This window comes from Mesorhizobium erdmanii, from assembly GCF_013170725.1.
GTDB lineage: Bacteria > Pseudomonadota > Alphaproteobacteria > Rhizobiales > Rhizobiaceae > Mesorhizobium > Mesorhizobium erdmanii.
Map to the genome: position 1 here is coordinate 1947696 of NZ_CP033361.1, position 25722 is coordinate 1973417.

General features: G+C 63.6%; 32 protein-coding genes and 1 tRNA gene. 13 read left to right on the forward strand and 20 right to left on the reverse strand.

All coding sequences use genetic code 11. The features are described 5' to 3' along the window. Position 1: 1 nt before the first annotated feature. Genes EB233_RS09395 through EB233_RS09410 form a run of 4 tightly spaced genes read left to right on the forward strand, consistent with a single transcriptional unit; the run spans position 2 to position 4114 of the window. Positions 2-538: a tripartite tricarboxylate transporter TctB family protein gene (locus EB233_RS09395; protein ID WP_064992015.1), complete on the forward strand. Its 537-nt coding sequence runs from the start codon at positions 2-4 to the stop codon at positions 536-538. A gap of 4 nt (positions 539-542) precedes the next feature. Further along, positions 543-2066 (forward strand): tripartite tricarboxylate transporter permease, encoded by a 1524-nt coding sequence (locus EB233_RS09400; RefSeq protein WP_064992016.1) that lies wholly within the window; start codon positions 543-545, stop codon positions 2064-2066. Positions 2067-2081: 15 nt separating this feature from the next. After that, on the forward strand, positions 2082-3266 hold the full coding sequence (locus tag EB233_RS09405; RefSeq protein WP_064992017.1) for a CaiB/BaiF CoA transferase family protein: 1185 nt from the start codon (positions 2082-2084) through the stop codon (positions 3264-3266). Then, on the forward strand, positions 3263-4114 hold the full coding sequence (locus EB233_RS09410; RefSeq protein WP_064992018.1) for a citryl-CoA lyase: 852 nt from the start codon (positions 3263-3265) through the stop codon (positions 4112-4114). Before EB233_RS09405 ends, EB233_RS09410 begins: the two co-directional genes overlap by 4 nt. Before the next feature lie 64 nt (positions 4115-4178). On the opposite strand, the gene EB233_RS09415 is transcribed toward EB233_RS09410, so the two are convergent. Together EB233_RS09415 and EB233_RS09420 are read right to left on the reverse strand one after the other, a co-directional pair. Next, positions 4179-4655, reverse strand: a complete 477-nt coding sequence (locus tag EB233_RS09415; protein ID WP_064992019.1) for an NUDIX hydrolase — start codon at positions 4653-4655, stop codon at positions 4179-4181. Between the two features lie 127 nt (positions 4656-4782). Beyond that, a complete protein-coding gene (locus EB233_RS09420) occupies positions 4783-5184 on the reverse strand; it encodes a hypothetical protein (RefSeq protein ID WP_244277822.1) in 402 nt (133 codons plus the stop codon). Here EB233_RS09420 and EB233_RS09425 point away from each other — a divergent pair. Together EB233_RS09425 and EB233_RS09430 are read left to right on the forward strand one after the other, a co-directional pair. Next, positions 5171-5491, forward strand: coding sequence for a hypothetical protein (locus tag EB233_RS09425; RefSeq protein WP_155765450.1), 321 nt, complete (start codon positions 5171-5173; stop codon positions 5489-5491). The genes EB233_RS09420 and EB233_RS09425 overlap by 14 nt on opposite strands. A gap of 36 nt (positions 5492-5527) precedes the next feature. Further along, positions 5528-6109 carry an invasion associated locus B family protein gene (locus tag EB233_RS09430; protein WP_027056653.1) on the forward strand — a complete coding sequence of 194 codons (582 nt, stop codon included), beginning with the start codon at positions 5528-5530 and terminating at the stop codon, positions 6107-6109. Positions 6110-6156: 47 nt separating this feature from the next. Here EB233_RS09430 and coaBC read toward each other — a convergent pair whose 3' ends face one another. The 5 genes from coaBC to ubiE form a co-directional block, all read right to left on the reverse strand. After that, complete coding sequence (gene coaBC, locus EB233_RS09435; RefSeq protein ID WP_064992020.1) at positions 6157-7389, reverse strand: bifunctional phosphopantothenoylcysteine decarboxylase/phosphopantothenate--cysteine ligase CoaBC; 1233 nt, start codon at positions 7387-7389, stop codon at positions 6157-6159. Next, positions 7386-7808, reverse strand: a complete 423-nt coding sequence (locus EB233_RS09440; RefSeq protein ID WP_064992021.1) for a type II toxin-antitoxin system VapC family toxin — start codon at positions 7806-7808, stop codon at positions 7386-7388. Before EB233_RS09440 ends, coaBC begins: the two co-directional genes overlap by 4 nt. 2 nt (positions 7809-7810) lie before the next feature. After that, positions 7811-8155 carry a FitA-like ribbon-helix-helix domain-containing protein gene (locus EB233_RS09445; RefSeq protein WP_244277823.1) on the reverse strand — a complete coding sequence of 115 codons (345 nt, stop codon included), beginning with the start codon at positions 8153-8155 and terminating at the stop codon, positions 7811-7813. After that, the gene (gene ubiB, locus EB233_RS09450; protein WP_064992022.1) at positions 8152-9726 is read right to left on the reverse strand and encodes a 2-polyprenylphenol 6-hydroxylase; all 1575 of its coding nucleotides are present in this window, start codon (positions 9724-9726) and stop codon (positions 8152-8154) included. Before ubiB ends, EB233_RS09445 begins: the two co-directional genes overlap by 4 nt. Before the next feature lie 67 nt (positions 9727-9793). After that, positions 9794-10570, reverse strand: a complete 777-nt coding sequence (gene ubiE / locus EB233_RS09455) for a bifunctional demethylmenaquinone methyltransferase/2-methoxy-6-polyprenyl-1,4-benzoquinol methylase UbiE (RefSeq protein ID WP_064992023.1) — start codon at positions 10568-10570, stop codon at positions 9794-9796. Positions 10571-10704: 134 nt separating this feature from the next. Here ubiE and EB233_RS09460 point away from each other — a divergent pair, with 134 nt between their 5' ends. The 3 genes from EB233_RS09460 (at position 10705) to EB233_RS09470 (ending at position 13130) form a co-directional block, all read left to right on the forward strand. After that, positions 10705-11679, forward strand: coding sequence for an adenosine deaminase (locus EB233_RS09460; protein ID WP_064992024.1), 975 nt, complete (start codon positions 10705-10707; stop codon positions 11677-11679). A gap of 162 nt (positions 11680-11841) precedes the next feature. Further along, the gene (gene upp / locus EB233_RS09465) at positions 11842-12471 is read left to right on the forward strand and encodes a uracil phosphoribosyltransferase (RefSeq protein WP_010911460.1); all 630 of its coding nucleotides are present in this window, start codon (positions 11842-11844) and stop codon (positions 12469-12471) included. Positions 12472-12566: 95 nt separating this feature from the next. Then, a complete protein-coding gene (locus EB233_RS09470) occupies positions 12567-13130 on the forward strand; it encodes a TIGR02281 family clan AA aspartic protease (RefSeq protein WP_064992025.1) in 564 nt (187 codons plus the stop codon). On the opposite strand, the gene deoA is transcribed toward EB233_RS09470, so the two are convergent. From deoA to EB233_RS09500, 6 genes are all read right to left on the reverse strand, one after another. Beyond that, the gene (gene deoA, locus EB233_RS09475) at positions 13131-14450 is read right to left on the reverse strand and encodes a thymidine phosphorylase (protein ID WP_064992026.1); all 1320 of its coding nucleotides are present in this window, start codon (positions 14448-14450) and stop codon (positions 13131-13133) included. Next, the gene (locus tag EB233_RS09480; RefSeq protein ID WP_064992027.1) at positions 14450-15259 is read right to left on the reverse strand and encodes a purine-nucleoside phosphorylase; all 810 of its coding nucleotides are present in this window, start codon (positions 15257-15259) and stop codon (positions 14450-14452) included. The genes deoA and EB233_RS09480 overlap by 1 nt, the downstream gene beginning before the upstream one ends. A 48-nt stretch (positions 15260-15307) precedes the next feature. Beyond that, positions 15308-15700: a cytidine deaminase gene (cdd, locus tag EB233_RS09485; RefSeq protein ID WP_064992028.1), complete on the reverse strand. Its 393-nt coding sequence runs from the start codon at positions 15698-15700 to the stop codon at positions 15308-15310. Positions 15701-15867: 167 nt separating this feature from the next. Beyond that, positions 15868-16938, reverse strand: a complete 1071-nt coding sequence (locus EB233_RS09490) for an ABC transporter permease (protein WP_064992029.1) — start codon at positions 16936-16938, stop codon at positions 15868-15870. A gap of 1 nt (position 16939) precedes the next feature. Then, complete coding sequence (locus EB233_RS09495) at positions 16940-18079, reverse strand: ABC transporter permease (RefSeq protein WP_064992030.1); 1140 nt, start codon at positions 18077-18079, stop codon at positions 16940-16942. Further along, entirely contained in the window at positions 18076-19608 is a 1533-nt protein-coding gene (locus tag EB233_RS09500; RefSeq protein ID WP_064992031.1) for an ABC transporter ATP-binding protein, read from the reverse strand. The genes EB233_RS09495 and EB233_RS09500 overlap by 4 nt, the downstream gene beginning before the upstream one ends. 199 nt (positions 19609-19807) lie before the next feature. Between EB233_RS09500 and EB233_RS09505 the strand changes: the two genes are divergently transcribed. Beyond that, positions 19808-20017: a SlyX family protein gene (locus tag EB233_RS09505; protein ID WP_064992032.1), complete on the forward strand. Its 210-nt coding sequence runs from the start codon at positions 19808-19810 to the stop codon at positions 20015-20017. Positions 20018-20039: 22 nt separating this feature from the next. Beyond that, positions 20040-20429: a hypothetical protein gene (locus tag EB233_RS09510; protein ID WP_064992033.1), complete on the forward strand. Its 390-nt coding sequence runs from the start codon at positions 20040-20042 to the stop codon at positions 20427-20429. 64 nt (positions 20430-20493) lie between these two features. On the opposite strand, the gene EB233_RS09515 is transcribed toward EB233_RS09510, so the two are convergent. The 5 genes from EB233_RS09515 to EB233_RS09535 form a co-directional block, all read right to left on the reverse strand. Continuing rightward, the gene (locus EB233_RS09515) at positions 20494-21483 is read right to left on the reverse strand and encodes a BMP family lipoprotein (RefSeq protein WP_064992034.1); all 990 of its coding nucleotides are present in this window, start codon (positions 21481-21483) and stop codon (positions 20494-20496) included. Between the two features lie 26 nt (positions 21484-21509). After that, a complete protein-coding gene (locus tag EB233_RS09520) occupies positions 21510-21773 on the reverse strand; it encodes a hypothetical protein (protein ID WP_064992035.1) in 264 nt (87 codons plus the stop codon). Between the two features lie 65 nt (positions 21774-21838). Continuing rightward, complete coding sequence (msrA, locus tag EB233_RS09525; protein WP_064992036.1) at positions 21839-22501, reverse strand: peptide-methionine (S)-S-oxide reductase MsrA; 663 nt, start codon at positions 22499-22501, stop codon at positions 21839-21841. 39 nt (positions 22502-22540) lie between these two features. Further along, entirely contained in the window at positions 22541-22864 is a 324-nt protein-coding gene (locus EB233_RS09530) for a hypothetical protein (RefSeq protein ID WP_064992037.1), read from the reverse strand. Between the two features lie 128 nt (positions 22865-22992). Next, positions 22993-23712: a CPP1-like family protein gene (locus EB233_RS09535; protein ID WP_244277824.1), complete on the reverse strand. Its 720-nt coding sequence runs from the start codon at positions 23710-23712 to the stop codon at positions 22993-22995. 374 nt (positions 23713-24086) lie between these two features. Here EB233_RS09535 and EB233_RS09540 point away from each other — a divergent pair. After that, positions 24087-24176: transfer RNA gene (locus tag EB233_RS09540), tRNA-Ser, on the forward strand. A 353-nt stretch (positions 24177-24529) separates the two neighbouring features. Next, positions 24530-24832: a DUF982 domain-containing protein gene (locus tag EB233_RS09545; protein WP_064992039.1), complete on the forward strand. Its 303-nt coding sequence runs from the start codon at positions 24530-24532 to the stop codon at positions 24830-24832. 100 nt (positions 24833-24932) lie between these two features. Here EB233_RS09545 and EB233_RS09550 read toward each other — a convergent pair whose 3' ends face one another. Together EB233_RS09550 and EB233_RS09555 are read right to left on the reverse strand one after the other, a co-directional pair. Further along, on the reverse strand, positions 24933-25130 hold the full coding sequence (locus EB233_RS09550) for a hypothetical protein (RefSeq protein ID WP_081294346.1): 198 nt from the start codon (positions 25128-25130) through the stop codon (positions 24933-24935). Positions 25131-25273: 143 nt separating this feature from the next. Then, positions 25274-25510: a DUF6894 family protein gene (locus EB233_RS09555; protein WP_064992121.1), complete on the reverse strand. Its 237-nt coding sequence runs from the start codon at positions 25508-25510 to the stop codon at positions 25274-25276. Positions 25511-25722: the final 212 nt, after the last annotated feature.

The window sequence follows — 25722 nt, forward strand, 5'->3', positions numbered from 1 at the left end:
CATGAGCACCATCAACCAGTCGGCGGCGCCATCACGACTTGCCGTACCGGAATTGCTTGTTGGCATCGGCGTTCTCGCCTGTGCCGGTGCCGTGGCCTGGCAGACGCTGGCGATCCCGGTGTCGCCGCTCTATTCCAAGGTCGGCCCGACCGTCTTCCCCTATCTCACCATGGTCGGCCTGGCGGTGCTCTCGCTGCTGCTCATCGTCGCGGCGTTTCGCGGCGGCTGGCAGCCCGAGGAAGAAAAGGAGACACCGACCGACTGGAAGGCGATGGGTTTCGTCATCATCGGCCTTCTGGCCAATTTGCTGCTCATCCGGCCGCTGGGCTTCACCGCGGCATCGGTCATCATGTTCGTTCTCGTCTGCTACGGCTTCGGCAGCAGGCATACGCTGCGCGATGCGCTCACCGGCCTAATCCTGGCGCTGGCGGCCTATTTCGGCTTCGCCAGGGCGCTCGGCGTCAACATCGGCGCCGGTTTCATCGAGAACCAGCTGAACGCGGCGATCGATACGATCGTCGGCGCGCTGGGAGGCTGACGCCATGGAAACGCTTAGCCATCTCGCTCACGGCTTCTCGGTCGCTTTTACGCCGATGAACCTGATGTGGTGCCTGCTCGGCACCACGCTCGGCACCGCCATCGGCGTGTTGCCCGGCCTCGGGCCGGCACTGACCATCGCGCTGCTTCTGCCGATCACCTACCAGGTGGCGCCGGAAGCCTCCTTCATCCTGTTCGCCGGCATCTATTACGGTGCCATGTATGGCGGCTCGACGACATCGATCCTGCTCAACACGCCAGGCGAGAGCGCCACCATCGTCACCGCCCTGGAAGGCAACAAGATGGCGCGGTCCGGGCGTGGCGGCGCGGCCCTCGCCACCTCGGCGATCGGCTCCTTCGTCGCCGGCACGCTGGGCACGCTGGGCGTCGCCTTCCTGGCGCCGGTGGTGGTCAAGTTCGCGCTGGCCTTCGGCCCGGCCGAATATTTCTCGCTGATGGTGCTGGCCTTCATCACGGTTTCGGCCGTGCTCGGCTCATCGTCGGTACGCGGGCTCACCAGCCTGTTTGCCGGCTTCGTCATCGGCATGATCGGCGTCGACCTGCAGACCGGCCAGCCGCGCTTCACCTTCGGCTCGACCGAACTGCTCGACGGCGTCGACGTCATCATCGCCGCCGTAGGGCTGTTCGCCGTCGGCGAGACGATTTACATGGCATCGCGCCGCTATGCCGGCAAGGACGAGATCGTACCGCTCAAGGGTTCGCTCTATATGACAGCGGCCGAATGGGGCCGCTCGTGGAAGGCCTGGTTGCGCGGTGCGGCGATCGGCTTCCCGATCGGCGCCATGCCGGCCGGCGGCGCCGAAATCCCGACCTTCCTGTCCTACGCCGTGGAAAAGAAACTGTCGAAGCACAAGCAGGAGTTCGGCACGGTCGGCGCCATCGAGGGCGTTGCGGGTCCCGAGGCCGCCAACAATGCGTCCGCCGCCGGCGTGCTGGTGCCGATGCTGACGCTCGGCCTGCCGACCTCGGCAACGGCGGCGATCATGCTGTCGGCGTTCCAGAGCTATGGCATCAACCCGGGACCGCTGCTTCTGACGACGCAGGCCAATCTGGTCTGGGGGCTGATCGCCAGCCTGTTCATCGCCAACGTCATCCTCGTCGTCCTCAACCTGCCATTGATCGGACTGTGGGTGCGGCTGCTGAAGATCCCGGCGCCGCAGCTCTATGCCGGCATCCTGGTGTTCGCGACCGTCGGCACTTATGGCATCTCGCAATCGCCGATAGACCTGGTCATCCTTTATCTCCTGGGAGCGGCCGGCTTCCTGATGCGGCGTTTCGATTTCCCGACCGCGCCCGTCATTATCGGCATGATCCTGGGACCGCTCGCCGAAACCCAGTTCCGCCGGGCAATGACCATCTCGAATGGCGATTGGTCGGTGTTCTACAAGCATCCGCTGTCGCTGACGCTGCTGACGCTCGCCTTCATCGGCTTGGTCGGACCGCATATCTGGGCCTTCATCGAACATCGCCGGCGGCACGGACCAGAGCATGTGCCGGGCGATGCCTGACCGATTTGAGAAGATATGACCGACCTGCTTTCCGGTATCCGCGTGCTCGACCTGACCAATGTCCTGGCCGGGCCTTATTGCGCCTATCAGCTGGGGCTGCTGGGGGCTGACGTGATCAAGGTCGAGGCGCCGCAAGGCGGCGACCTGGCGCGCCAGCTCGGCGGTTCGCCAAAGCTCAACCAGGCCGGCATGGGCGCCTCCTTCCTGGCACAGAACGCCGGCAAACGATCTGTCACGCTCGACCTGAAGACGGCAGCCGATCGCGAGCGCTTCCTCGACCTTGTCGCCAGTGCCGATGCGCTGGTGGAGAATTTCCGACCCGGCGTGATGGATCGGCTCGGCCTCGGCTATATCGAGCTGAAGGCGGTCCGCCCCGGTCTCATCTATTGCGCGATATCGGGTTTCGGCCAGACCGGGCCGATGCGCGACAATCCCGCCTATGACCAGATCATCCAGGGTCTTTCCGGCATCATGAGCATCACCGGCACGCCGGAAACGGCGCCGCTGCGCGTCGGTTATCCGGTCGCCGACACGCTGGGCGGGCTGGTCGGCGCCTTCGCGGTCGCGTCGGCGCTGGTCAGGCAGAAGGCATCGGGCGAGGGCGCCTTCCTCGACGTGTCGATGCTCGAATGCACGCTTTCGGCGCTTGGTTGGCCGGTGTCGAACTATCTGACGGCAGGGCTCGATCCCAAGCCGATGGGCAATGAGAACATGACGGCGGCGCCGTCGGGCGCCTTTCGCACCAGCGATGGGTTGCTCAACATCGCCGCCAACAAGCAGGAGCAGTTCGTGACGCTTTGCCGGCTGATCGGGCGGCCGGAACTGGCGTCCGATCCTCGCTTCGCGGAGCGCGAGACGCGCAAGAAGAACCGTGCGGCGCTGAAGGCCGAGATCGAGGACGCCCTGAGGGCCGCGCCGGCGGCTGCCTGGGAAGAGACGCTCAACCGCGCCGGCGTGCCGGCGGGCAGGGTGCTGACGATCCCGCAAGTGCTGGCCGAGCCGCAAGTGCTGGAACGTCAGGTGACAGCGAATTTTGACGATGTTGCCGGGATGGATACGCCGCTGACCGTGCTGCGTGGAGGCTTCATGGTCGATGGTGAGGCGCCTTTGCCGACGAAGCCGCCACCAGCGCTCAACGCGCATAGGGACGAGATTTTCGCCGGTCTGCCGCCGCGTGCCAAGGCCGGAGCACGGGCATGAGCGGCGCGGAGAAGAAGTCAGGCCGTGAACTGGGCGAGGAATGGTGGCAGACCGCAATCATCGAGATGAGCCCCGGCATCATCCGGCTGCGCGGCTATGAAATCCAGGACCTGATCGGTCGCGCCAGCTTCCCGGCAGTCGTCTGGCTGATGCTGCGTGGCGAATTGCCCAGCGAGGATCAGGCCTCCTTGCTCGGCATCGCGCTGGGTGCCGCCGTCGACCACGGACCGCAGGCGCCGTCAATCGCCATCGCGCGCATGGCGGCGACCTGCGGCGTTGGCATCAATAGCGTCATGGCCTCGGCCATCAACGTGCTCGGCGACGTGCATGGCGGCGCCGGCGAACAGGCGCTGTCGTTCTATGGCGATATCGCCGTGGCGATCGATGGCGGGGCGACGCTCGACGGGGCGGTCTCGGCACGGCTCGACCGGTTCTTTGTCGGCGAAAAGGATTATGTGCCGGGGCTCGGCCACCGCTTTCACCCGATCGATCCGCGCGCACCGCGGCTGCTCGAACTGACCCGCGCCTTTGCCGCGCGGGGCGTGGTTAGTGGCCGGTTCGCCGATATCGCCGAGGCGATCGAGGCCGATGTCGCGCGGCGTAAAGGCAGAAAAATCCCGCTCAATATCGATGGCGCCACGGCCGTCATCTATGGCGAACTCGGCTTTCCGCCACCGCTGACGCGCGGGCTCTTCGTGCTGTCGCGTTCCGTCGGCATCTTGGCGCATGCCTGGGAACAATCGCAGCAGAGCGAGCGCAACAAGGGGCCGCTGCCACGCGAATGGCTGTGGGCCTATACTGGCACGCCGCCGAGGCCGTTTCCGGGAGAGGACGACGCTGGCGAATGAAGCACGGAGTTATTTGCCCTGGCGCAATTCCTGGGGGAAGCACTATCGGCTTTCCTGGAATTGCTTACGCCTGGCCCTGCGGCGCCAGTTCGGGAAGCTTCAAGGTCGCCACCAGCGTCGAGAGATCGGGCTCGTCGATGAGCATTGCGGCGTCGGCCGGCGCGAGCCAGGCCCGCTGGCGCCGCTTGGCTTCCTGCCAGTTGACAAGCTCTTCCGTCACGTCGAGCAGATAGACGATCACGTCGACGCGGACAAAGCGGTTGGTCAGTCGCTTCCAATAGGAATAGGTGCCCGCGGGCTCCTTCAGGGTCTTGCCGAGCACGCCGGCTTCTTCCATCGCCTCGATGGCGGCTGCCTTGCGGCCGCTCTTGCCTTTCATCGGCCATCCCTTGGGGACGATGAAGCGCTGCGTGGTCCGTGAGGTGACCAGCATCACCTCGATGCCGCCATCGGCGTTCAGCCGAAAGGGGATAGCCGCCACCTGGCGGATTCGTTCGCCCTTCTTGGCTCGGCGTACGGCCTTTTTCCTGGTGGCTGCCATGCGTAAAAATCCAGTCGTGCAGTGCCCCATAGCGTGATGCGGCGCCTTTGCAAAACCCAAACTGCCACACGGGTACCCGGACGCCCCTATCACGTAAGTCGGCTAAATAAAAGCAGGAGCTCGCCTGTCAGCGGCAGGTGCTCACGGCGGTGCTGCCGATTATCTGCGTCTGGCAGGTCGGCCTGGCCTGCGGCACCACCGGCGGCGGCGGCTGGACGATCACGCGGTCCTGGGCACGATACTGCTGCTGCTGCTGCTGAAATTGCTGCCGCTGAATCTGGTTCTGCAGGATTTGCAGGTCGTTCCGCTGGATCAGCCCGTTGCGGCTGGTGGTGGAATTGAGCACCTGTGCAGAGGCAGGCAGCGCAAAGCCGACCACAATCGTCGCGGCCAGCATCGCCGATGCGAGTTTCATCGATGGTCGCCGCGCAAACATCCGGTCATTCCCGCGAAAAATCCTGCTCATTATCGGTATATAGGGCGTTTGTCCGGCGATGCCATGGTCGGTACCCGGCTTGAAGTCGATCATGCCTCCGCCACGTCCTTCCGGTTTGCGGCTCAGCGACGTCGCCAGCATTCGTCTCGATGGAAAGCCGGGGTGGAGTTCTCCAACAAAGGAGTGGGAGATCGAAGGTCGCTTCGCGGCTGCGGAGAATTTGCCCGGCAACCCCGCATTGCACTTGACGGAGGCGGTCGATTCGCCGCTCTATCGCGTCGGAGCCGGCCTCGAATTGAATGGCGTCAACGGCGTCGGCACGCCTGTCGGGTATAACGACGCCTTCGGGCAAATGGTCAAACAGAATGCAGTCAGCGCCTCTCCTAAGGTCAGTTTCTAGGCTGGCTTGGGACCGAGCCGGGCGGGAGAAGTCTTGATGAGGAAATACGCGTATTTCGTTGCGGTGCTGGGTGCGGCCTGCATTGCCGGTCTGCCGGCCGTGGCCGCGCAGACCAAGGGCGACAAGGTGACTGCGGCACCGGCTCCCGCCGCCGACGCGCCAACGCTGCCCGGCGGTGCATCGGCCTTGTCCGAGACGCATGGCGACTGGACGGTCAATTGCCAGATATCGGGCACGAACAAGGTCTGCAGCCTGTCGCACCAGCAATTCAACAAGCAAAACAACCAGCGTCTGCTGGCGATCGAACTGTCGAGCAAGACCGGTGACGATGCGACCGGCACCCTTGCCCTGCCATTCGGCCTGGCGCTGGCCAAGGGCGTCACGCTGACCATCGATGACCAGAAACTCGACGGTAGCCTGGCGTTCAACACCTGCCAGGTGGTCGGCTGTCTGGTGCCGGTGGCGTTCGACGCCAATGTGACGCCGCTGCTCAAGAACGGCACCACGCTCAAGATCGACGCCTTCGCGGCGGATACCGGGCAGGCCGTGAGCTTCTCCATTCCGCTCAACGGTTTCGGCGGGGCGCTTGCCCGCACGGCCGAGCTTTTGTCCAACTGACGCAGCCTGCGGGATGCTGGTGGTGGTCTGTCCACCGCCAGCGCTTTTCAAACGACTGTTGTTTTCAACCGCTCGGCGATGAGAGCGGCAAGCCGCGTTGCCACCTCGTCCTTGGTCATTTCGGGCCATTCGTCGACGCCGGCCCTGGACACGATCCGCACCCGGTTGCGATCACCGCCCATGACGCCCGAGGGGCCGATGCCGCTCTCGTGCGACACGTCGTTGGCGACGATGAAATCGGCGCCTTTCTTCCTGAGCTTGGCCTCCGCATTGCGCAGGAGATCCTGCGTTTCGGCGGCGAAACCGACGACCAGGCCGGGGCGCTGGCTGTGATGGCCGACCCCGGCAAGGATGTCGGGGTTCTCCACCATGCGCAGCACCGGCGGACCTTCGCCCGCTACCTTCTTGATCTTTTCACCGGCTGAATTCTCGCTGCGCCAGTCGGCGACGGCGGCGACGAACACCGCGGCGTCGGCGGGCAGCAGCTGTTCGACCGCATCGCGCATCTCCCGCGCGCGCTCGACATGGATGGTCGTCACGCCGGCGGGGTCGGCAATGCTCACCGGACCGGAGACCAGGCGCACATCGGCACCAAGCCTGGCAAGGGCTGCCGCGATGGCATGGCCCTGCTTGCCGGACGAACGGTTGGCGATATAGCGCACCGGGTCGATCGGCTCATGCGTCGGGCCGGAGGTGACGATGATCTTTCGGCCCGCAAGCGGCTTGGGGCCCGCATCGAGCAGCGCCTCGACCGCGGCGACGATCTCCAGCGGTTCCGCCATGCGGCCTTCGCCAGCCTCATGGCTCTCGGCCATCTCGCCTCTGCCCGGGCCGATGAAGGCGATGCCGTCCTTGCCCAGTGTCGCACGGTTGCGGCGGGTGGCGGCGTGCGCCCACATCCTCGGGTTCATGGCAGGTGCCATCAGCACCGGCTTGTCGGTGGCCAGAAGCACGGTCGAGGCCAGATCGTTGGCGTGGCCGTTGGCGAGCTTGGCCATCAGGTCGGCAGTGGCGGGCGCCACCACCAAAAGGTCGGCCTCACGCGACAGCCTGATATGGCCGACATCGTGCTCGTCATTGCGGTCGAACAATTCGGTGAAAACATGGTCGGCCGACAGTGCGCCGGCGGTCAGAGTGGTGATGAATTCCTGTGCCGCCGCCGTCATCACCACCCGCACCGAAGCTCCGCGCTCGCGCAGCCGGCGGATCAAGTCGAGCGCCTTGTAGGCGGCGATGCCGCCACCGATGATGAGCAGGATGCGCTTGCCGGAGAGGCTCATGCACCCACCCAAGGATTGACTATGTTGATACCGCAGTCGGAAAAGTCAGCAACATTTCTAGTCACTACCGCAAAGCCTCGCGAGCGAGCAATCGAGGCGATCTGTGCGTCAAATTCGCGGATAGGGCGTCCCAGAAATCGTCTCTTCGAAACAATCTCTGCATATGCTTCGGCCTCACGGTCTCCAAACGCGAGCACTGGGGTCTTGAGCCACGTGGTGAAAAAGGCCCCGATGACACTACCCAGTGCAGCTTTACGCTTTCCGTCCGGCATGTTCGCAAGTCCAACGAGCAGCTCTGCCTTGGTCATCGCCGTGACATATGAGCGGGTCGCGAGCGAGCTATCCATCCAGGTAGCCACCCCTGCATCCGGCCGTGGTTTGAAGGTTTCGGAAATAACATTCGTATCCAGCACGAACATGGTTAGTCAAATTTCAGTGGCCCGCGCGTGGGGCCGCGCTCCGGCAACTCGATATCGAAACCGCCATGGGGCTCAACCAGCCTACGAATCGCGGCGTACAGGGACTCGCCCCGAGGGTCTTGATCCACACCGTCCGAAAGAACACTCTTGGCAAGAACGCTGCGCGCTTCCTCTTCCATTGAGACTCCCCTCACGGCAGCTCGCTCACGCAGTTTCTGCTTCACGTTGGTGTCGAGATTGCGGATAGTAAGTGTGCTCATGTTTTGCTCCTTACCCTCAACATAGTTCATGAAAGCGTTGCTTTCAATGACAGCAATGCCTGCATTGCTGTCATTGAAAGTGCTCAAAGCAACTTCCAGGCGATATAGACCAACGTCAGCGCGATCACCCACAACGCCACGCGGCCGGAGCGGCTGTAGCGGGCTTCGGCCTTGCCGATGGCGCGGGCGGTGCTTTCGTCGAAGCGCAGGCCGTGCTCGGCCATCAGGTCGATCTCGCGCGACAGCCGGTCGGTGCGCGCGGCAAGCTCGGGCGCCTGGCGGGCGAGCGTCAGCAGCGCCTTGGCGCCGTCGCGCGCGTCGATCATCATGCCGCGCGGGCCAAGGTTGCCGGCGATCCAGCCGCCGACCACCGGTTCGGCCGTCTTCCACATATTGAAGGCAGGGTCGAGCGTACGCGCCACGCCCTCGACCACCACCATGGTCTTCTGCAGCAGGATCAGTTCCGGCCTTGTCGCCATGTCGAAGAGTTCGGTCACTTCGAACAGCAGCGTCAGCAGCTTGGCCATGGAAATGGTTTCGGCCGGCTGGCCGTGGATCGGCTCGCCAATGGCGCGGATCGCCTGCGCGAAGGCCGCGACATTATGTTGACGCGGCACGTAGCCGGCCTCGAAATGCACTTCGGCGACGCGCAGATAGTCGCGGGTGATGAAGCCGTAGAGGATTTCGGCGAGGAAGCGGCGCTCCTTCTTGCCGAGCCGTCCGGCAATGCCGAGATCGACGGCGACGATGGTGCCGTTGGCCTCGACGAACAGATTGCCGGGATGCATGTCGGCGTGGAAGAAGCCGTCGCGCAGCGTATGACGCAGGAACGACTGGATGAGATTGGCGGCGATCGCCTTCAGATCGTGGCCGGCGGCTTCAAGCCCGGCGATGTTGTTCATCTTGACGCCGTCGACCCATTCCATGGTCAGCACGTCACGGCCGGTGCGCTCCCAGTCGACGGATGGCACGCGAAAGCCGGGATCGTCCCTGGTGTTCTCGCCGAGTTCAGAGAGCGCCGCCGCCTCGAGGCGCAGGTCCATCTCGATCTTGGTGGTCTGCGCCAGCGTCTCGGTCACCTCGACGGGCCGCAGCCGGCGCGACGACGGGATGTACTTCTCCTGGAGGCGGGCGGCGAGGAAATAGCTTTCGAGATCCTGGAAGAAGCGGCGGCGCACGCCGGGCCGGATGACCTTGACCGCGACCTTGGTGGCGGCGCCGTCATGGATGGTGTCGGCGGCATGGACCTGGGCGATGGAGGCGGCGGCGACCGGGTCGCCGAATTCAGCGTAGAGATCGGCCACCTTGCGCCCGAGCGAGGCTTCGATGGCCGCGACTGCCTCGGCCCTCGGGAAGGTGTGCATCTTGTCCTGCAGCATGGCGAGATCGAGCGCCATGTCGTTGCCGACGACATCAGGCCGCGTCGCCAGGAACTGGCCGAGCTTGACGTAGGAGGGCCCGAGCCGCACCACAGCCTTGGCCAGCCGGTCGCTGCGCTCATAGGCCAGCGCGCGGCGGCGGGTGAATAGACGCGCCAGCCGCCAGCCGAATTTCGGCAGGCCGGACAATTCCTCGCCCGGCAGAGCGGCGATGACGCCCTCGCGCACCAGCACCCAGCCGGCCCGTGCGAGCCTGAAACCAGCGCCGACGCTGCTCATGGCCGCACCCAGGCCGGTCCTTGCGACCGGTGCGAGCCATATCGGGGATGGGAAATGCGCTGCAGCCTCAAAGCTTCCAGCCCGAATGAAGCGCGGCGATACCGCCGGAATAGTTGCGGAAGGAAACGCGGTCGAAGCCCGCATGGGTGATCATGGACGCAAAGTTCGCCTGGTTGGGGAATTTGGCGATCGATTCGACCAGATAGGAGTAGGGCTCGCCGTCGCCGGTGACCATCTTGCCGATCCTGGGAATGGCGTTGAACGACCAGGCCTCATAGACCTTGTCGAGCAACGGCATCTCGACCTCGGAAAATTCCAGGCACAGGAACCGCCCGCCGGGCTTCAGCACGCGGAACGCTTCGCTGAGCGCGACATGGATATGCGGTACGTTGCGGATGCCGAAAGCGATGGTGTAGGCGTCGAATGTGGCATCGGTGAAAGGCAATTCCTCGGCATTGGCCTCGACGAAATCGATGTTGCCGGACAGGCCTTTCTTCTCGGCCCGGTCGCGGCCGACAGCGAGCATCGAGCCGTTGATGTCGAGCACGGTGGCGTGCGCGTTACCATGGCTGGCGTCGACGATGCGGAAGGCGATGTCGCCGGTGCCGCCGGCCACGTCCAGGACTTTCCAGCCCGCCCGCTTCGGCGGATTGAGCCATGTCACCATGGCATCCTTCCACAGCCGGTGCAGGCCACCCGACATCAGGTCGTTCATCAGGTCGTAGCGGTTGGCGACCTTATGGAAAACGTCGTTGACCAGGGACTGCTTCTCGCCTTCCCCTACACGCTTGAAACCATAAGAGGTTTCCATGCCGCCCGCGGCCGTGGTTCTCTCAACTGACATTTTTTTGATCCGTCATAAAACCGGCGGGACCATAGCCGATCGATGCTGTGGGCGCTATTGTTTAAGGCGCGGTGTTCAGCCGCGCTTCCAGGTGGTTGGTTTTCAAGACCTGGACTGACCGACGGGATGTTTGAATGCCTTTGAAAGCGGAATTGCACTGCCACATTGAAGGGGCAGCGGCGCCAGAACTCGTCATCCGCCAGGCGCAGAAATACGGCAAGGACACCTCGCCCTATATCCAGAACGGTTCGTTTGTCTGGCACGATTTCACCTCCTTCCTGGCGGCTTATGATTTTTCCGCCGATCTGTTCCGCACCGAAGAGGATTATGCCCGCCTCGCCGATCATTATCTGACCAGCCTGGCCCGCGACGGGGCCATCTATTCCGAGGTCTTCACCTCGCCGGACCATGCGACGAAAGCCGGCCTGTCGCCCAAGGCCTACACCGACGCGCTCGGCGAAGGCATGCTCCGCGCCAAGGCCAAGACCGGCATAGAGGGCCGCATGATCGTCACCGGCGTGCGCCATGCCGGCGTCGAGTCGATCGAGAAGGCGGCGCGTTTCGCGGCACGCTGCGGGCATCCGCTGGTCACCGGCTTCGGGGTCGCGGGCGATGAACGCATGGGCGAAATGGAAGACTATGTCAGGGCCGTCGAGATCGCGCGCGAGGCGGGGCTTGGCATCACCATCCATGCTGGCGAGCTGACGGGCTGGGAGACTGTCCAGGCAGCGCTCGACCATATCCGCCCCTCGCGCATCGGCCACGGCGTGCGTGCGATCGAAAATTCGGACCTTGTCCGGCGCATCGCTGACGAGGGCGTGGTGCTGGAATGCTGCCCCGGCTCCAACATCGCGCTAAAGGTCTTCGACAGTTTCGCCGACCATCCGTTCCCGGCCTTGCGGGCCGCCGGCTGCAAGGTGACGCTCAACTCCGACGATCCGCCGTATTTCTGGACGTCGCTGAAGCGCGAATACGACATCGCGGCGGAGCATTTCTCGATGAATGAGAAAGCGCTCGCGACGGTCACCCGGACGGCCATCGAGGCCGGTTTCGTCGATCGAAAGACCAAGACGGCACTTCTCGCCCGGCTGAACGGCGCGGCGCGTTGATTTCTTCACCGACGATTTCTGGCGACAAAGCTGTGGTCGGTGGCGGCCAAGCGGTTCCTTGGCCGGCCCATTGTCGTTAGGGTTCGCCCAGGCAGCTTGAAGCGCGACATGTCCCCGGGGATCCATGCGCGCGGTTCGGGCGACACGCATCAGGAGACCATCATGAAGGGCGTCACCGTCGTCGACCACCCGCTTGTCCAGCACAAGCTGACCATCATGCGCAAGAAGGAGACTTCGACGGCCGGCTTCAGGCGGCTGTTGCGGGAGATATCGCTGCTGCTCGGCTACGAGGTCACCCGCAATCTCGAACTGACGACGACGACGATCGAAACGCCGATCGAGACCATGGAAGCGCCGACGCTGGAGGGCAAGAAACTGGTCTTCGCCTCGGTGCTGCGCGCCGGCAACGGCCTGCTCGAAGGCCTGCTCGACCTGGTGCCGGCGGCGCGCGTCGCCCATATCGGCCTCTACCGCGATCACGAGACGCTGGAAGCGGTCGAATATTTCTTCAAGGCGCCGAGCGATCTTGCCGACCGTCTGGTGATCGTCGTCGACCCGATGCTGGCGACCGCCAATTCGGCGATCGCGGCGATCGACAAGCTGAAGGGGCGCGGCGCCACCAACATCCGGTTCCTCTGCCTTTTGGCTGCGCCCGAAGGCATCGAGCGCTTCACCAAGGCGCATCCGGACGTGCCGGTCTTCACCGCTTCCATCGACCGTCAGCTCAACGAGAAGGGCTACATCATGCCCGGCCTCGGCGACGCCGGCGACCGCATGTACGGGACGAAATAATTTACCAAACGTTTACGCAAAGCCTTGGTTTCGGCGGGCGTTAAAGCGGCAAACACCATCAGTGCTTAAGGATCGGCCGTCACAAAGGCCGGTCCATGCTCCGCAAACTTCTAATCCTCAGCGTTTTCGCCGGCACATCGGCGTCGATCCCTGTCGTCTATCAGTCAAATCCGCAGATCTTCGAAAACCTGCTGAAATCGGCAACGATTGCCAAGCCTGATGCCGGGCAGCAACCGAAGATCAACCTTGCATCGGTTCCAGACAAGCCTGTGGCGCCGCTTGCGACTGGCCGCAAGGTGATCATCAATGCGGACGCCCGCGGGCACTTCACGTCGATCTTCAGGCTCAACGGCCGCCAGGTTGACGGCATGATCGATACCGGTGCCACCCTGGTTGCCGTCAACGCGTCAACGGCGCGTCGGATCGGGCTGTCGCTCAATCCGTCGGATTTCAGCCACGAGGTCAGCACCGCCAACGGTACGATCAAAGCGGCCGTGGTGATGATCAATCGCCTGCAGGTCGGAAGCGTTGTCGTCGATGACGTGCAGGCCATCGTGCTCGACGACAAGGCCTTGCAGACCAACCTGATCGGCATGAGTTTTCTTAAACGGCTCAGCAAATACCAGGCCGAGGATGGCACGCTGCTGCTTGTCCAGTAGCTAGCCGCGCGGCAGGATCCGCCGGATCACGGCTTTATCCGCCGGTGGTTTCGAAGCACCGACAGCATAGGCCGAGAGCACGGCGTCGGCCGCCGCTTCGGCGTCGGAGGGCGAGCGGGCGTGGATCAGCGCCAGAGCATCTCCGACGTGTACTTCCGCGCCTATCGGCAGCAGCCTTGTGATGCCGACCGTGGGATCGATTTTGTCGTCGGGCCGGGTGCGGCCGCCTCCCAGAGCAACCACCGCAAGGCCAATGTCGCGGGTGGCGATGCCGGTGACGAAGCCGTCGGTCGTCGCCTTGACCGCGAATTCCGTTGCCGCTTCGGGCAAGTATTTTTCCGGCTTTTCGATAAAGTCCACGGGGCCGCCAAGCACCGCCACCATGCGGGCGAAGGTGGCCGCGGCGCGGCCGCTGGCCAGCGTCTCCGTGGCGCGCCGCATGCCATCCTGATTTGACGATACCAGCCCGGCCGACTGCAGCATTTCGGCGGCCAGCGCCAGCGTCACATCCTCCAGCCGCCGGTCGCGCAGACGGCCGGTGAGGAAATCGACGGCGTTGCGCACCTCGACGGCATTGCCGGCCGCCGAGGCCAGCGGCTCGTTCATGCCGGTGATCAGCGCCGAGACTTTCAGCCCGGCGCCGCTGGCGACCTCGACCAGGCTGTTGGCGAGCGCGGTGGCGTCGCGCGACTTCTCCATGAAGGCGCCATTGCCGACCTTGACGTCGAGCACCAGCGAGCCCAGGCCGGCGGCCAGTTTCTTCGACAGGATCGAGGCGGTGATCAGCGGCACCGATTCCACGGTGCCGGTGACGTCGCGGATGGCATAGAGCCGGCGGTCGGCCGGCGCCAGATCGGCGGTCTGGCCGATGATGGCGCAGCCCGTTTCCAGCACGGCGCGGCGAAACAGCGTGATATCGGGCTGGCTGGCATAGCCTGATATCGCGTCCATCTTATCCAGCGTGCCGCCGGTATGGCCAAGGCCACGGCCGGAGATCATCGGCACATAGGCGCCACAGGCGGCGACGATCGGCGCCAGCATCAGCGAGACGTTGTCGCCGACACCGCCCGTGGAATGCTTGTCGGTGACCGGACCGGGCAGGTCCGACCAGTCGAGCACGTCGCCGGAATCGCGCATGGCCAGCGTCAGCGCGACGGCCTCGTCGCGGTTCATGCCGTTGAAGAACACTGCCATGGCAAAGGCCGCGGCCTGGCCGTCGGTGACGGCACCCGAGGTCACGCCGTCTATGAAAGCGGCGATTTCACCAGCCGAGAGCCTGTGGCCGTCGCGTTTGTGACGGATGATTTCCTGCGGAAGCATCAGCTCTCCAGCAGCCTGTCGCGGAACACACACTGCAGCACCGTCGCCAGCCGCGAGCCGCCGACCGGCGCCATATCCTTGGTCTCCTGGTGCGAAAGCTCGGCTCCGGTCATGCCGGCCGCCAAATTGGTGATCACCGAGCAGGCGGCGACGCGCAGGCCAAGGAATCTGGCGAGAATGACTTCCGGCACCGTCGACATGCCCACCGCATTGGCGCCCATGATGCGCGCCATGCGGATTTCAGCCGGCGTTTCGAAACACGGGCCGGAAAACCACATATAGACGCCCTTGTGCAGCGCGATGCCGGTCGCCTTCGCCGCATGCTCGATCGCCTTGCGGATACCGGCATCATAGGCTTCGGTCAGGCCGACGAAGCGGCGGTCGCTCGGCTCGCCGATCAGCGGATTGCTGCCGGAGAAATTGATGTGGTCGGTGAGCAGCATTATCGAGCCCGGCGGCATCTCCGGATCGACCGAGCCGGCGGCATTGGTGAGGATCAGTTTGGTAATGCCGATGCCGGCAAGCACTTCCAGCACCGGCCGCATCGCCGCGGCGTTACCGTGCTCATAGTAATGCGCGCGGCCGGAAAGCATCAGCACCGGCGTGCCGGCAAACAGTCCCGCCACCACTTCGCCGGCATGGCCGCTGACGCCGCTGCTCGGAAAACCGGGCAGGTCGGCATAGGGGACACGGATCGAGTTCTCGATCCGGTCGACGAGGACGCCGAGCCCCGAGCCGAGCACCATTGCGGTCGACGGCGCCAGACCGTCCAGCCTCTCGATCAGATGGTCCACGGTCTTCTGGGTCATTGCAGCCAGCCGGTCATTTGAGCCAATACTTGATTTTGAGCCGATTCTTCATTTGAGGATGTCGCCACGAAAACCGTAGGGCAGCATCTCGCCCATGGTCACGGTCTCGGCCACGCCCGTGTTGTCGCAGAGATAGAGTTTCGTATCCGGCCGGCAGAATTCGGCCAGCCGCTGACGGCAGCCGCCGCAGGGTGAGCATTTGGCCATGCGTTCGGCTAGGACCGCGATTTCCACGATCTTGCCGCCGCCGGCCATGATGTAGTGGCCAAGCGCTGTCGTCTCGGCGCACCAGCCCTCCGGATAGGAGGCGACCTCGATGTTGGCGCCGGTGAAGACGCGGCCATCCTCGGTGCGCAAGGCGGCGCCCACCGGAAACTTGGAATAGGGCGCATAGGCCTTGGCCATGGCGGTCTTGGCCGCTTCGAACAGATCATGCGACATTCAGTTGTTCTCTCCGATGATCATGTCCAAAACCCGGCGCGTCCTTCGCGCCGAGGCATCGGTCCTTAAAGCGCGTCGCACCGAAATGGATACAGGCGACGCGCTTTGACTTTTTGTTTTATGCATGTCGTGTTCCCAAAACCGAGGTTACTTTTGGGCGACATGCATTAGCGTTCCTTGACGTATGGCACGCCGCCGGCGCGCGGCGGGATGGCCTTGCCGATGAAGCCGGCAAGCAGGACGACGGTAAGGACATAGGGCAGGGCCTGCATGAATTGTGCCGACACTTTGCCAACAATGGGCAGCGGCGAGCCTTGCAGGCGGATCGAAGCCGCGTCGAGGAAGCCGAACAGCAGGCAAGCGAACATGGCGTTGACAGGCTTCCACTTGGCAAAGATCAGCGCGGCCAGCGCGATATAGCCCTTGCCCGCGGTCATGTCCTTCACGAAGCCGCCATTCTGCACCATCGACAGGTAGGCGCCGGCGACGCCGGTGAGGATGCCGGTGCAGATCAGCGCCCGATAACGCAGCCAGGCGACCGAAATGCCGGCGGTGTCGACGGCTGCCGGGTTCTCGCCGACGGCGCGCAGCCGCAGGCCGAAGCGGGTGCGGAACAACACCCACCAGGTGAACGGCACCATCGCGAAGGCGAAGTAGACCAAAATCGAATGACCGAGCACGAGCTCGGCAAAAATCGGGCCGAAGCCGGGAATCCGTGCCAGCGCATCGATCAGCAGCGCCGGCAGGTAAAGAATGAGCCCGCGTATCGAGGCGAGAAAATCGGCGAAGCTCGCGGTGCTGAAGCTGTATGTGGAAAGGAAGTTCGAGATCACATCCGCCGTTATCGATTCAAACCGTTCGCCGGGCTGCAAGGCCGGGGTGCGCCCGCCCTGCTGGAACCAGGCCTGGCCCAGAATGATGGTCGAGCCGGCGGCGATGAAATTGATCGCCACGCCCGAAACGATCTGGTTGCCGCGATGGGTGATCGAGGCGAAGCCGTGCACCATGGCGAAGGCGACCGAGATCAGGATGGCCATGCCAAGGCCGATAAAGGCGGAGTGGAAGACCGAGGCCGCGGCGGCGCCGGCGAAGGCACCGACCAGCATCTTGCCTTCGAGCCCGATATCGAAGATGCCGGAACGCTCGGAAAAGAGCCCGGCAAGGCAGGCGAGCAGCAGCGGCACCGAAAGGCGGATGGTGGAGTCCAGGACCTGGACGATGGCGTTGACGAAATCCATCTCAGGCGCCCTTTCCCTTGACCGCTTCCATGCCGACCGACCGCGGGCTGAACGAGGCGAACAGCGCCTGGATGTAAGGCCGGAACATGTGTTCGAGCGCGCCGGCGAACAGGATCACCAAGCCTTGAATGATGACGATCATGTCGCGGGAAATCGCCGGCATCTCGAAGGCGAGTTCGGCACCGCCCTGGTAGAGCATGCCGAACAGGATCGCCGCCAGCACGATGCCGACCGGGTGCAGGCGCCCCATCAAGGCGACCGCGATGCCGACGAAGCCGGCGCCGGAGACGAAATCGATCGCGACATTGTGCTGGTCTCCCATCACCGGATTGAGCGCCGTCATGCCGGCCAGCCCGCCCGAGATCATCATCGCGGTGATGATGATGCGGGTTTCCGAGATGCCGGCATAGCGCGCCGCCTTCGGGCTGTGGCCGTAGGTGCGCATCTCGTAGCCGAGCTTGGTGCGCCAGATCAGCAGCCAGACCAGGAAAGCCATGGCGAGCGCCAGCAGGAAGGTGACGTTGAGCGGCGCCGAGCGGATCTTGGCGCCGAACAGCTCGATGATCCAGTTGAGTTTCGGCAACTCGGCCCCGGCGAGGAAGTTCCGGGTTTGCGGGGCTTGCGATCCTGCCGGCTTCAACGCTCCGACCAGCAGATAGACCATGATCGAAGCGGCGATGAAGTTGAACATGATCGTGGTGATGACGATGTGCGAACCGCGCTTGGCCTGCAGATAGGCGGGGATCAGCGCCCAAAGCGCGCCAACGGCGGCCGAAGCGACGATGGCCAGCGGGAAGGTCAGCCACCACGGCAGCACGCTGTCGAAGGAGAGGCAGACGATGGCGATGCCGAGACCGGCAATATAGGCCTGCCCCTCGGTGCCGATGTTGAACAGGCCGCAATGCGCCGCCACCGCCACTGAAAGTCCGGTGAAGATGAAGGTGGTGGCATAGAAAAGGGTGAAGGCGATGCCCGTTCCCTTGCCGAAAGCGCCCTCGACCAGGATGACGGCGGCGCGGAACGGATTTTCGCCAACCAGAAGCACGACGAAGCCGGCGACGATGAAAGCCACCGAGAGGTTGATCAGCGGAATCAGCCCATAGTCGGCCCAGGCCGGCAGTTTTGCGTAAGGCGTGCTCATGCGGCAGCCTCCTGGCGCTCGACGCCCGCCATCAGCAGGCCAAGCTCGCCCTCTGTCGCCTCCGGGCCGCGCTCGCCGACGATGCGGCCGGCAAACATCACCAGGATGCGGTCGGAGAGGGAACGGATCTCGTCGAGCTCGACCGAAACCACCAGCACCGCCTTGCCCTGGTCGCGCATGGCGATGAGGCGCTTGTGGATGAATTCGATGGCGCCGACATCGACGCCGCGCGTCGGCTGGCCGACGATCAGCACGCCTGGATCCTGTTCGATCTCCCGCGCCAGTACGATCTTCTGCTGGTTGCCGCCGGAGAAATTGGCGGTCTTCAGGCGCGGATTGCCGGGACGAATATCGTACTTTTCGATCTTGTCCTTGGCGTCGGCCATGATGGCATCCAGGTTGAGGAACGGCCCTTTCAAGTAACGAGGGTCGTCGTGATAGCCGAGGATGGAATTCTCGTTCTCCTCGAAGGCCAGCACCAGCCCGACATGATGGCGGTCCTCAGGCACATGGGCGAGCCCGCGGTCGCGCAATTCACCGGGATCGGCGGCCCCGGTCAGGTCGATCGGCTTGCCGTCGAGCATGACCGAGCCGGAAACGGCGCGCCTGATGCCGGAAATCGCTTCGAGCAGTTCGGATTGTCCGTTGCCGGCGACCCCGGCAATGCCGACGATCTCGCCGCCACGCACGTCGAAGGAGATGTCGTCGACCATGGTGACGCCGCGCGAATCCTTGACCGTCAGGTTCTTGACCGCGAGCTTGACGGCACCGGCTTCGGCTTCGCCCTTCTCGACCCTCAACAGGACGCGGCGTCCGACCATCAGTTCGGCCAGTTCCTCGACGGTGGTTTTCCTCGTCTCCCTGGTCGCCACCATCGTGCCCTGACGCATGACCGAGACGGTGTCGGTGATGGCCATGATCTCGCGCAGCTTATGGGTGATCAGCACCACGGTCTTGCCCTGGTCCTTCAACTGCTTGAGGATGCGGAAGAGGTGGTCGGCCTCGGCCGGCGTCAGCACGCCTGTCGGCTCGTCGAGGATCAGGATCTCGGCGCCGCGATAGAGCGCCTTGAGAATTTCGACGCGCTGCTGCAGGCCGACCGGTAGTTCCTCGATGATGGCGTCGGGATCGACCTCGAGCCCGTATTCGCGCTCCAGGCGCTCCAGCTCGGAGCGCGCCTTGGCAATACTGCGCTTCAACAGCGCATCGCTCTCCGCGCCGAGGATGATATTCTCCAGCACGGAGAAATTGTCGACCAGCATGAAATGCTGGTGCACCATGCCGATGCCGAGCGCGATGGCATCGTTGGGCGTCTTGATCGACGCCGGCTTGCCGCCGACGCGGATCTCGCCGCTGTCGGCCTGGTAGAAGCCATAGAGGATCGACATCAGCGTCGACTTGCCGGCGCCGTTTTCGCCGACGATGCCGTGGATAGTGCCGCGTGCGATCTCCAGGTTGATGTCGCGGTTGGCGCGCACGGCGCCAAAACTCTTGTTGATGCCGATCAGTTCGATTGCGGCTTGCGCCATGCAGCCAGTCCCACTCTTATTTTTTTATCGCTTGGTCAAAATGCCTAGCATGACGCTCCGCCCGTGCCAATTGGCCGGAGCAGCATTCACTCTCGGCAAATCCCGGTGCGCTTGTCAATTTCCAACGTGTCCGCGGCCTCCATATTCGCTAATATGACGAAGCCGAAATCGGCATCTTGATGAAAGCCAGGGATTGCCAATGACCATGCCCGACGACCGGCTGACAACGCTGGAAATCCGCGCCGCCGAGCAGGAGAAGACCATCGAGGAACTGTCGGGGCAGATCGCCGAGCAATGGAAAGTGGTCGAACGCATGCAACGCAAGCTCGACGCGCTGACCGACCGCTTCTTGGCGCTGGAGGAACAGGCGGCGCCCGACGTGCCGATAACCAAGCCGCCACATTGGTGAGCAAAAGGGGAGGGCGCAAATCATGAGCGACCGCATCGCAAGGGCCGGTGACTATGTGCTTGGCCTGATGAACGATGCCGATCGCGAACGGGCCGAGCGCGATCTGGAAATCGACCCCGCCTTCCGCGACGCCGTGCTGCAGCTTGCCGAACGCATGCATATGTTCGACCGCGCCGAAAAACCGGGTGGCCTGCCAGCCAATCATTGGGAGCTGGTCACCCAGCGTATCGCGGAATTGCCGCAGATGCGTACGTCCGGAGTGGGCGATGCGCGGTCTCCAACGGTGATCCGCAACCTCTCCCAGTCACCATACGGCGTTGGCGTGCATTCGCTCGGCGGCCGGCGCGGAGCGGTCGTCGCCATCGTGCTGATCGCGGTCTTCGCGCTGGGCTATCTCGTCGGCAAATTATAGGCCAACGCAAAACCGCCGGACTTGCGCCCGGCGGTTGCAGATCGTGGCTGTATAGCGCTGCCGATCAATAGGGGCAGGCGTTGTCGGCCGTGTAGTCGTGCACCTGGATCGTGCCGGCGATGATGTCGGCCTTGGCCTTTTCGACGGCGGCTTTCATCTCGGGGGTGACCAGCGCCTTGTTATTGTCGTCCAGGGCGTAGTCGACGCCGCCTTCCTTGAGGCCGAGGTTCTGCAGGCCGCCCTTGAAGGTGCCTTTCTTGCCGTCCATGAAGGCGTTGTAGACGGCAACGTCGACACGCTTCATCATCGAGGTCAGCACCTTGCCGGGCTGCAGGCCGTTCTGGTTGGAATCGACGCCGATGCCGAGCTTGCCGGCATCCGCCGCCGCCTGCAGCACGCCGACGCCGGTGCCGCCGGCGGCCGCGTAGACCACGTCCGAGCCCTGGTCGATCTGAGTCTTGGCGATCTCGCCGCCCTTGGCCGGGTCGTTCCAGGCTGCCGGCGTGTCGCCGGTCATGTTCTGGATGACGTCCGTCGCGCCGGCCGACTTGGCGCCGCCGACATAGCCGCATTCGAACTTGCGGATCAGCGGAATGTCCATGCCGCCAATGAAGGAAACCTTCTTCGACTTCGATGCCATCGCCGCCATGATGCCGACGAGATAGGAGCCTTCGTTTTCCTTGAACACCAGCGAGCGGACATTAGGCATATCGACAGCATCGTCGATGATGGCGAAGTTGAGGTCGGGATAATCCTTGGCGACCGCTTTCAGCGCATCTTCCCAGGCAAAACCCGCCATGACGATCGGGTTGCGGCCGTCCTCGGCGAAGCGGCGCAGCGCCTGCTCGCGCTGCGAGGCGTTGGATACCTCGAACTCGACATAGGGCGTGCCGGTCTCGGTCTTGAACTTCTCGGCGCCATGGAAGGCAGCCTCGTTGAAGGATTTGTCGAACTTGCCGCCCAGATCATAGAGGATGGCCGGCTGGACATCCGCGGCGAAAGCCGGAAGAACCATTGCGGTTGCGGCCAGGAGGCCGAGAACGATACGTTTCATGTGATCCACACCCTGTCGGTTATTTTTTACGTTACGCCCCGCCTGCCGGCCCGGTTCTGCGGCAGGCATGCGACGTCAGCCAGGAGTGTATTCCCCTCCCGCTCGCGGGCAATCTGGCACGGCCCGAAACAAAATTCACGCGGAATTTTGACCTTTTGGAAAAGCGTGCTGATGGCAAGCCGCGCCGCAATGCGATCCTTGCGCGCTACACAACGGTTCATCGTTTCCACGGAAACGCCGAACCACCCTAACTTTCTGATTTGACGCAATTCCTGCAGGGAAGGCGCCATGCGCTTTTCCCTGGAAAACCGTTTCACACGTCCTGGAATTGCTCTCCCCGGAATCGCTCTGGCCGTCAGGTGATGGCCACCGGCATGGTGCACGCGATGCCCGTGCCCTTGAGGTTGCAATAACCGTTAGGGTTCTTCGCCAGATATTGCTGGTGCCCGGCCTCGGCGAAGTAGAAAGCGGGTGCCTGCGCGATCTCGGTGGTGATCCTGCCGTGGCCGGCGCCGCGCAGCATGGCGTCATAGGCATCGCGCGAGGCGAGCGCCGCCCGGTGCTGCGCATCGCCCGATGTATAGATCGCGGAACGGTAGGTGGTGCCGACGTCGTTGCCCTGGCGCATGCCTTGCGTCGGGTCGTGGCTTTCCCAGAACAGCCGCAGAAGGTCGCCATAGGAGACGATCCCGGGGTCGAAAACGACCAGCACCACTTCTGCATGGCCGGTGAGGCCGGTACAGGTTTCCTGATAGGTCGGGTTGGGCGTGATGCCGCCGGCGTAGCCGACGGCCGTCACCCAGACGCCTTTGATCTGCCAGAACAGGCGCTCGGCGCCCCAGAAACAGCCGAGCCCGAACATCGCCGTCTCCAGTTCCTCCGGGTAAGGCCCTTTGAGCGGCCGTTTCGAAACGAAATGCCTGGGCGCGGTTGCGATGGCCTTGGCACGGCCCGGCAACGCCTCGGATGGTTTTGGCAGATTGAGCTTCTTGTTCAGCATGTCGCTGAGAAAGAACATCGGCGGCCTTCCTTCCCTGGCAGGATCGCAAGAAATGGATCAGTTGGCGGCGAATTGGCCTGTGCGCCGCTGGCGCCTGTAGCCGATGGCGTAGAGCAGGAAGGCCAGCACCGCGAAGACGGCGAAGCCCGGCTGGTTGAGTATCCAGGCGATGGCGCCATCCCACAGCAGCGGGCTGGCCTTGGCACGGACAAAGGTTTCGAAGGCCGCCCGCGTGTCCGGCGAGACGGCGAGCCAGCTGGTGTTGAGCGGCGTCAGCACAAGCGCCGAAGCCGCCACCGTGCGCGTCGTGTCGAGCACCGCCATGATGACTGAAACCGATAGCGCGACCATGGCCGCAAGGCGAAAAACGAAGCGAAACATCAAGCTCTCCCCCGGCCGATCCTGGATGCGTTCCCAAGGAATCTCCGGCACCTGTCCCGAAACGAGAAATAGAGTGCGCATGGCTTGCCCGCAACCGCGATACGCGAATTTGAAGGCCCGCGCTTGCCCTAGGTCACCGGCTTGCGCTTGCGCCGATGCACGAGCCAGACAGCCAGAATGCCACCGCCAATGGCGCCGACCACCAACCCGCCCAGGCCGAAGAAGGCGGCGAAATAACCGCAGCCACCCTCGAAGCAGCTTACCTGGGCGACATCGGCGATCAACGAACCGGCGAGGAAGCCGCCCACGGCACCGACGATGGCGCCGAGGACGATGCCTAGCAAGGCTGCAAGAATGGAAACGCCGAGAGGCGGCGCCTCGGTTTGCGGCCTGGCGTAGACGGCCTCGGCGCCGGAGCCGCGGCGCAGCAGGTAGATGCAAAGCAGGCCGATGCCGATCTCGATGGCGGCAATGCCGACGCCCCTGATGGAGAAGACGAAATCCGGCACGGCAAGCACATAGACCTGCCTTGCCAGCACCCAGACGATGAGGGCGATCTGCCAGATGGTGAAATGGCGGGGGAAGCGCCCCGAGCGGCCAAAGGCGAGGCCGAGCAGATAAAGTCCCCACAGGATGGTGATGACATTGGTGACGAGGCCGCCGATGAAGAAGTAGAAGACCCGATCCGGCAGGCTGGAATTGCCGAACAGCCACCATGACGACGCCAGGCCATAGACCGACCACGCCATGACGAAGATGAGCCAGCCGACCGGGACGTAAAAGAGATCGCCGCCGGGGCGGCCGGCCGGTGCCTGCCCGTTACCTGGTTGGTTGCTGCTGGATGTCATATCAGGACGATGCCCCCGCAAAGCCTCTGCCTCACTCGACAGGCGGCTGGCTGCGAAGTCAAGCGCGCCGGGCCTCGCGGCCTTGCCTGTGCACATCATTCGGGGTGGCGAGGCTTCGGAAACACGTGTGCGGGCGGCTTATCCAAACCCTGTGCGGCCGGCAAAGAGAATAGACTGCGCTTATGGCTTGGCATTCGACGCGGGATCGACTAGATGAGCCCCGCGCCTGTTGCTTTGACGGCTCAGGTGCGAAGGGAAGGTGTTTGCTGGTTGGCGGCACCCACGGCGCGGAAATCGCGTGCCGGCCTCCCTGAAGGGACCGCATTGTCCCCAACCCGCGCGGCGCAACCGGCCATCGCGAAAAATGCACGGACGGAGAGGTGGCCGAGTGGTTGAAGGCGCACGCCTGGAAAGTGTGTTTACGGGAGACCGTAACGCGGGTTCGAATCCCGCTCTCTCCGCCAGCCCCGCCTAAATAATTGAAATATATTGCTTTTACACGCCTCGAATTTGCGCGGCTGCACTGTCAGCCTTTGGACCAATCTAACGCTTGGCAGTTGATCCCGGATTAAGTCAGCGAGTCCGTTTGGCAAAGCGAGTAAGCCAGCCATCTAGCCTCGTTGCCGGCCGAGTTGGTTCTATGGCCGTCCTGTCTCCGGCAGCTGAAAATTTGATGTAGTTCCACTAGCCGTCGGTGCGAAAAGCAGGAATAAGGCGTCCATCCGGAACCTCCCGGCGCACCGCGCGTTTCCCCGCGTCCCGTTCGTGGACCAGCCCGGATACTCTCCCGGCGCTGCGACAATCAGGAGCCCGCTTCATGCATGACAAGCTGTTTCATTCACCGGTCGCACTGACCGTCGGCCTCGGCTTCAAGCGCGAGATTGCCTCGCTGGCCGAAATGCACGATTTCCTGACCAATTGGACGACCTCGCGCCGTGGCCCTCTATATCGCAATGCCGTGGAGGCGTGTGGCCTTGCGCTGGAAGGCTGCATCACCAGGGACGAGGCGCGCCATGCGCTCGTCGAGTTCGCGAAAGCCGCCGGCATTCTCTGGGCCGAGATCGAGCCGGTCATCGTGGCGCGCGCCGTCGCGCGCGGCTATGGCGGCTACGCCGCCTGACCGTCGGAATCTGTCATCATGGTGGCCAGTTGGTGCCACCACCCAAAGCCCGGCTTGGCCATTCCTAGCCGGGCTTTTTCGTTGCTGTGCTTGAGATAACTCACCGTTTTGGAGATGCGTGCCGACCGTTCGGCTTCGGGTTCACCGAATCGGGCTCGTCCGCTGCTTGTGCCGCAAGGCGCAGTGCTCTTAGTCTCGCGGTCTTTTCCTCGCGAGCTGCCCGCTCCGCGGCAATCACGATTTCCGATTCACGCTTGGCGCGCTCGTCACGCTGTGTGTCGACTTTTGCGCGATTCATGGTCGCTACTCCTTCTGCGCGGCGGTTTCGGAACATTCGCCGCCTCCATGATCTTCCGGTCGCGCATGCTGCAGCGTTGCGGCGGAGACGGCGATTACAAATGATGGTCGCAAGACTTTTGTCATCGACGCAGGGGAGGGTTGTCAGCCGCACCATCCCGAAGAGACGACGAGCGACGCCTCGAAGATCTGGCGTCCGTCCTCGTCGCGTACCTTGACGGTGATCGCGGTATGGTCGTTTTCGATGATCTCGTCGCGGACGATGTCGGGCAGGATGCGGATCGCTTCGCGCCGCATGCGCTCGGGCGTTTCGAAGACCTGGCCTTCATTATCCACCGTCAGACCGTCGCCATTGTAGAGGTCAAGATAATATCGAGGCATGACGGGCTGGACCCTCAGGCTGGCGAAATTGCGAGACATTCAACCGACAATTCGCGGGCTGGGCAGTTGTTCCACCAACGGTGGCATTTGCCGGGGAACAAGCGGGTGCAACAAATGTTAATGCCTATCAGCGGCCAAAGGTCTAGTGCATCCGTAGCCGCCTTGCTTCCTACAGAAACACTTGGCGATCGGCTTCTGAAGCCCTTTCGCCG

What these genes read in the sequence shown, in the direction of transcription:
- msrA (WP_064992036.1), bottom strand. Translation starts at nt 22,501, where the DNA reads ATGTTCTTTCTCAGCGACATGCTGAACAAGAAGCTCAATCTGCCAAAA.
- upp (WP_010911460.1), top strand. Translation starts at nt 11,842, where the DNA reads ATGAAGGGCGTCACCGTCGTCGACCACCCGCTTGTCCAGCACAAGCTG.
- EB233_RS09520 (WP_064992035.1), bottom strand. Translation starts at nt 21,773, where the DNA reads ATGGCGCCTTCCCTGCAGGAATTGCGTCAAATCAGAAAGTTAGGGTGG.
- deoA (WP_064992026.1), bottom strand. Translation starts at nt 14,450, where the DNA reads ATGCTTCCGCAGGAAATCATCCGTCACAAACGCGACGGCCACAGGCTC.
- cdd (WP_064992028.1), bottom strand. Translation starts at nt 15,700, where the DNA reads ATGTCGCATGATCTGTTCGAAGCGGCCAAGACCGCCATGGCCAAGGCC.
- EB233_RS09515 (WP_064992034.1), bottom strand. Translation starts at nt 21,483, where the DNA reads ATGAAACGTATCGTTCTCGGCCTCCTGGCCGCAACCGCAATGGTTCTT.
- EB233_RS09470 (WP_064992025.1), top strand. Translation starts at nt 12,567, where the DNA reads ATGCTCCGCAAACTTCTAATCCTCAGCGTTTTCGCCGGCACATCGGCG.
- EB233_RS09415 (WP_064992019.1), bottom strand. Translation starts at nt 4,655, where the DNA reads ATGGCAGCCACCAGGAAAAAGGCCGTACGCCGAGCCAAGAAGGGCGAA.
- ubiE (WP_064992023.1), bottom strand. Translation starts at nt 10,570, where the DNA reads ATGTCAGTTGAGAGAACCACGGCCGCGGGCGGCATGGAAACCTCTTAT.
- EB233_RS09555 (WP_064992121.1), bottom strand. Translation starts at nt 25,510, where the DNA reads ATGCCTCGATATTATCTTGACCTCTACAATGGCGACGGTCTGACGGTG.
- EB233_RS09430 (WP_027056653.1), top strand. Translation starts at nt 5,528, where the DNA reads ATGAGGAAATACGCGTATTTCGTTGCGGTGCTGGGTGCGGCCTGCATT.
- EB233_RS09500 (WP_064992031.1), bottom strand. Translation starts at nt 19,608, where the DNA reads ATGGCGCAAGCCGCAATCGAACTGATCGGCATCAACAAGAGTTTTGGC.
- EB233_RS09545 (WP_064992039.1), top strand. Translation starts at nt 24,530, where the DNA reads ATGCATGACAAGCTGTTTCATTCACCGGTCGCACTGACCGTCGGCCTC.
- EB233_RS09400 (WP_064992016.1), top strand. Translation starts at nt 543, where the DNA reads ATGGAAACGCTTAGCCATCTCGCTCACGGCTTCTCGGTCGCTTTTACG.
- EB233_RS09505 (WP_064992032.1), top strand. Translation starts at nt 19,808, where the DNA reads ATGACCATGCCCGACGACCGGCTGACAACGCTGGAAATCCGCGCCGCC.
- EB233_RS09480 (WP_064992027.1), bottom strand. Translation starts at nt 15,259, where the DNA reads ATGACCCAGAAGACCGTGGACCATCTGATCGAGAGGCTGGACGGTCTG.
- ubiB (WP_064992022.1), bottom strand. Translation starts at nt 9,726, where the DNA reads ATGAGCAGCGTCGGCGCTGGTTTCAGGCTCGCACGGGCCGGCTGGGTG.
- EB233_RS09460 (WP_064992024.1), top strand. Translation starts at nt 10,705, where the DNA reads ATGCCTTTGAAAGCGGAATTGCACTGCCACATTGAAGGGGCAGCGGCG.
- EB233_RS09405 (WP_064992017.1), top strand. Translation starts at nt 2,082, where the DNA reads ATGACCGACCTGCTTTCCGGTATCCGCGTGCTCGACCTGACCAATGTC.
- coaBC (WP_064992020.1), bottom strand. Translation starts at nt 7,389, where the DNA reads ATGAGCCTCTCCGGCAAGCGCATCCTGCTCATCATCGGTGGCGGCATC.
- EB233_RS09535 (WP_244277824.1), bottom strand. Translation starts at nt 23,712, where the DNA reads ATGACATCCAGCAGCAACCAACCAGGTAACGGGCAGGCACCGGCCGGC.
- EB233_RS09410 (WP_064992018.1), top strand. Translation starts at nt 3,263, where the DNA reads ATGAGCGGCGCGGAGAAGAAGTCAGGCCGTGAACTGGGCGAGGAATGG.
- EB233_RS09495 (WP_064992030.1), bottom strand. Translation starts at nt 18,079, where the DNA reads ATGAGCACGCCTTACGCAAAACTGCCGGCCTGGGCCGACTATGGGCTG.
- EB233_RS09510 (WP_064992033.1), top strand. Translation starts at nt 20,040, where the DNA reads ATGAGCGACCGCATCGCAAGGGCCGGTGACTATGTGCTTGGCCTGATG.
- EB233_RS09490 (WP_064992029.1), bottom strand. Translation starts at nt 16,938, where the DNA reads ATGGATTTCGTCAACGCCATCGTCCAGGTCCTGGACTCCACCATCCGC.
- EB233_RS09395 (WP_064992015.1), top strand. Translation starts at nt 2, where the DNA reads ATGAGCACCATCAACCAGTCGGCGGCGCCATCACGACTTGCCGTACCG.
- EB233_RS09420 (WP_244277822.1), bottom strand. Translation starts at nt 5,184, where the DNA reads ATGATCGACTTCAAGCCGGGTACCGACCATGGCATCGCCGGACAAACG.
- EB233_RS09530 (WP_064992037.1), bottom strand. Translation starts at nt 22,864, where the DNA reads ATGTTTCGCTTCGTTTTTCGCCTTGCGGCCATGGTCGCGCTATCGGTT.
- EB233_RS09550 (WP_081294346.1), bottom strand. Translation starts at nt 25,130, where the DNA reads ATGAATCGCGCAAAAGTCGACACACAGCGTGACGAGCGCGCCAAGCGT.
- EB233_RS09440 (WP_064992021.1), bottom strand. Translation starts at nt 7,808, where the DNA reads ATGTTCGTGCTGGATACGAATGTTATTTCCGAAACCTTCAAACCACGG.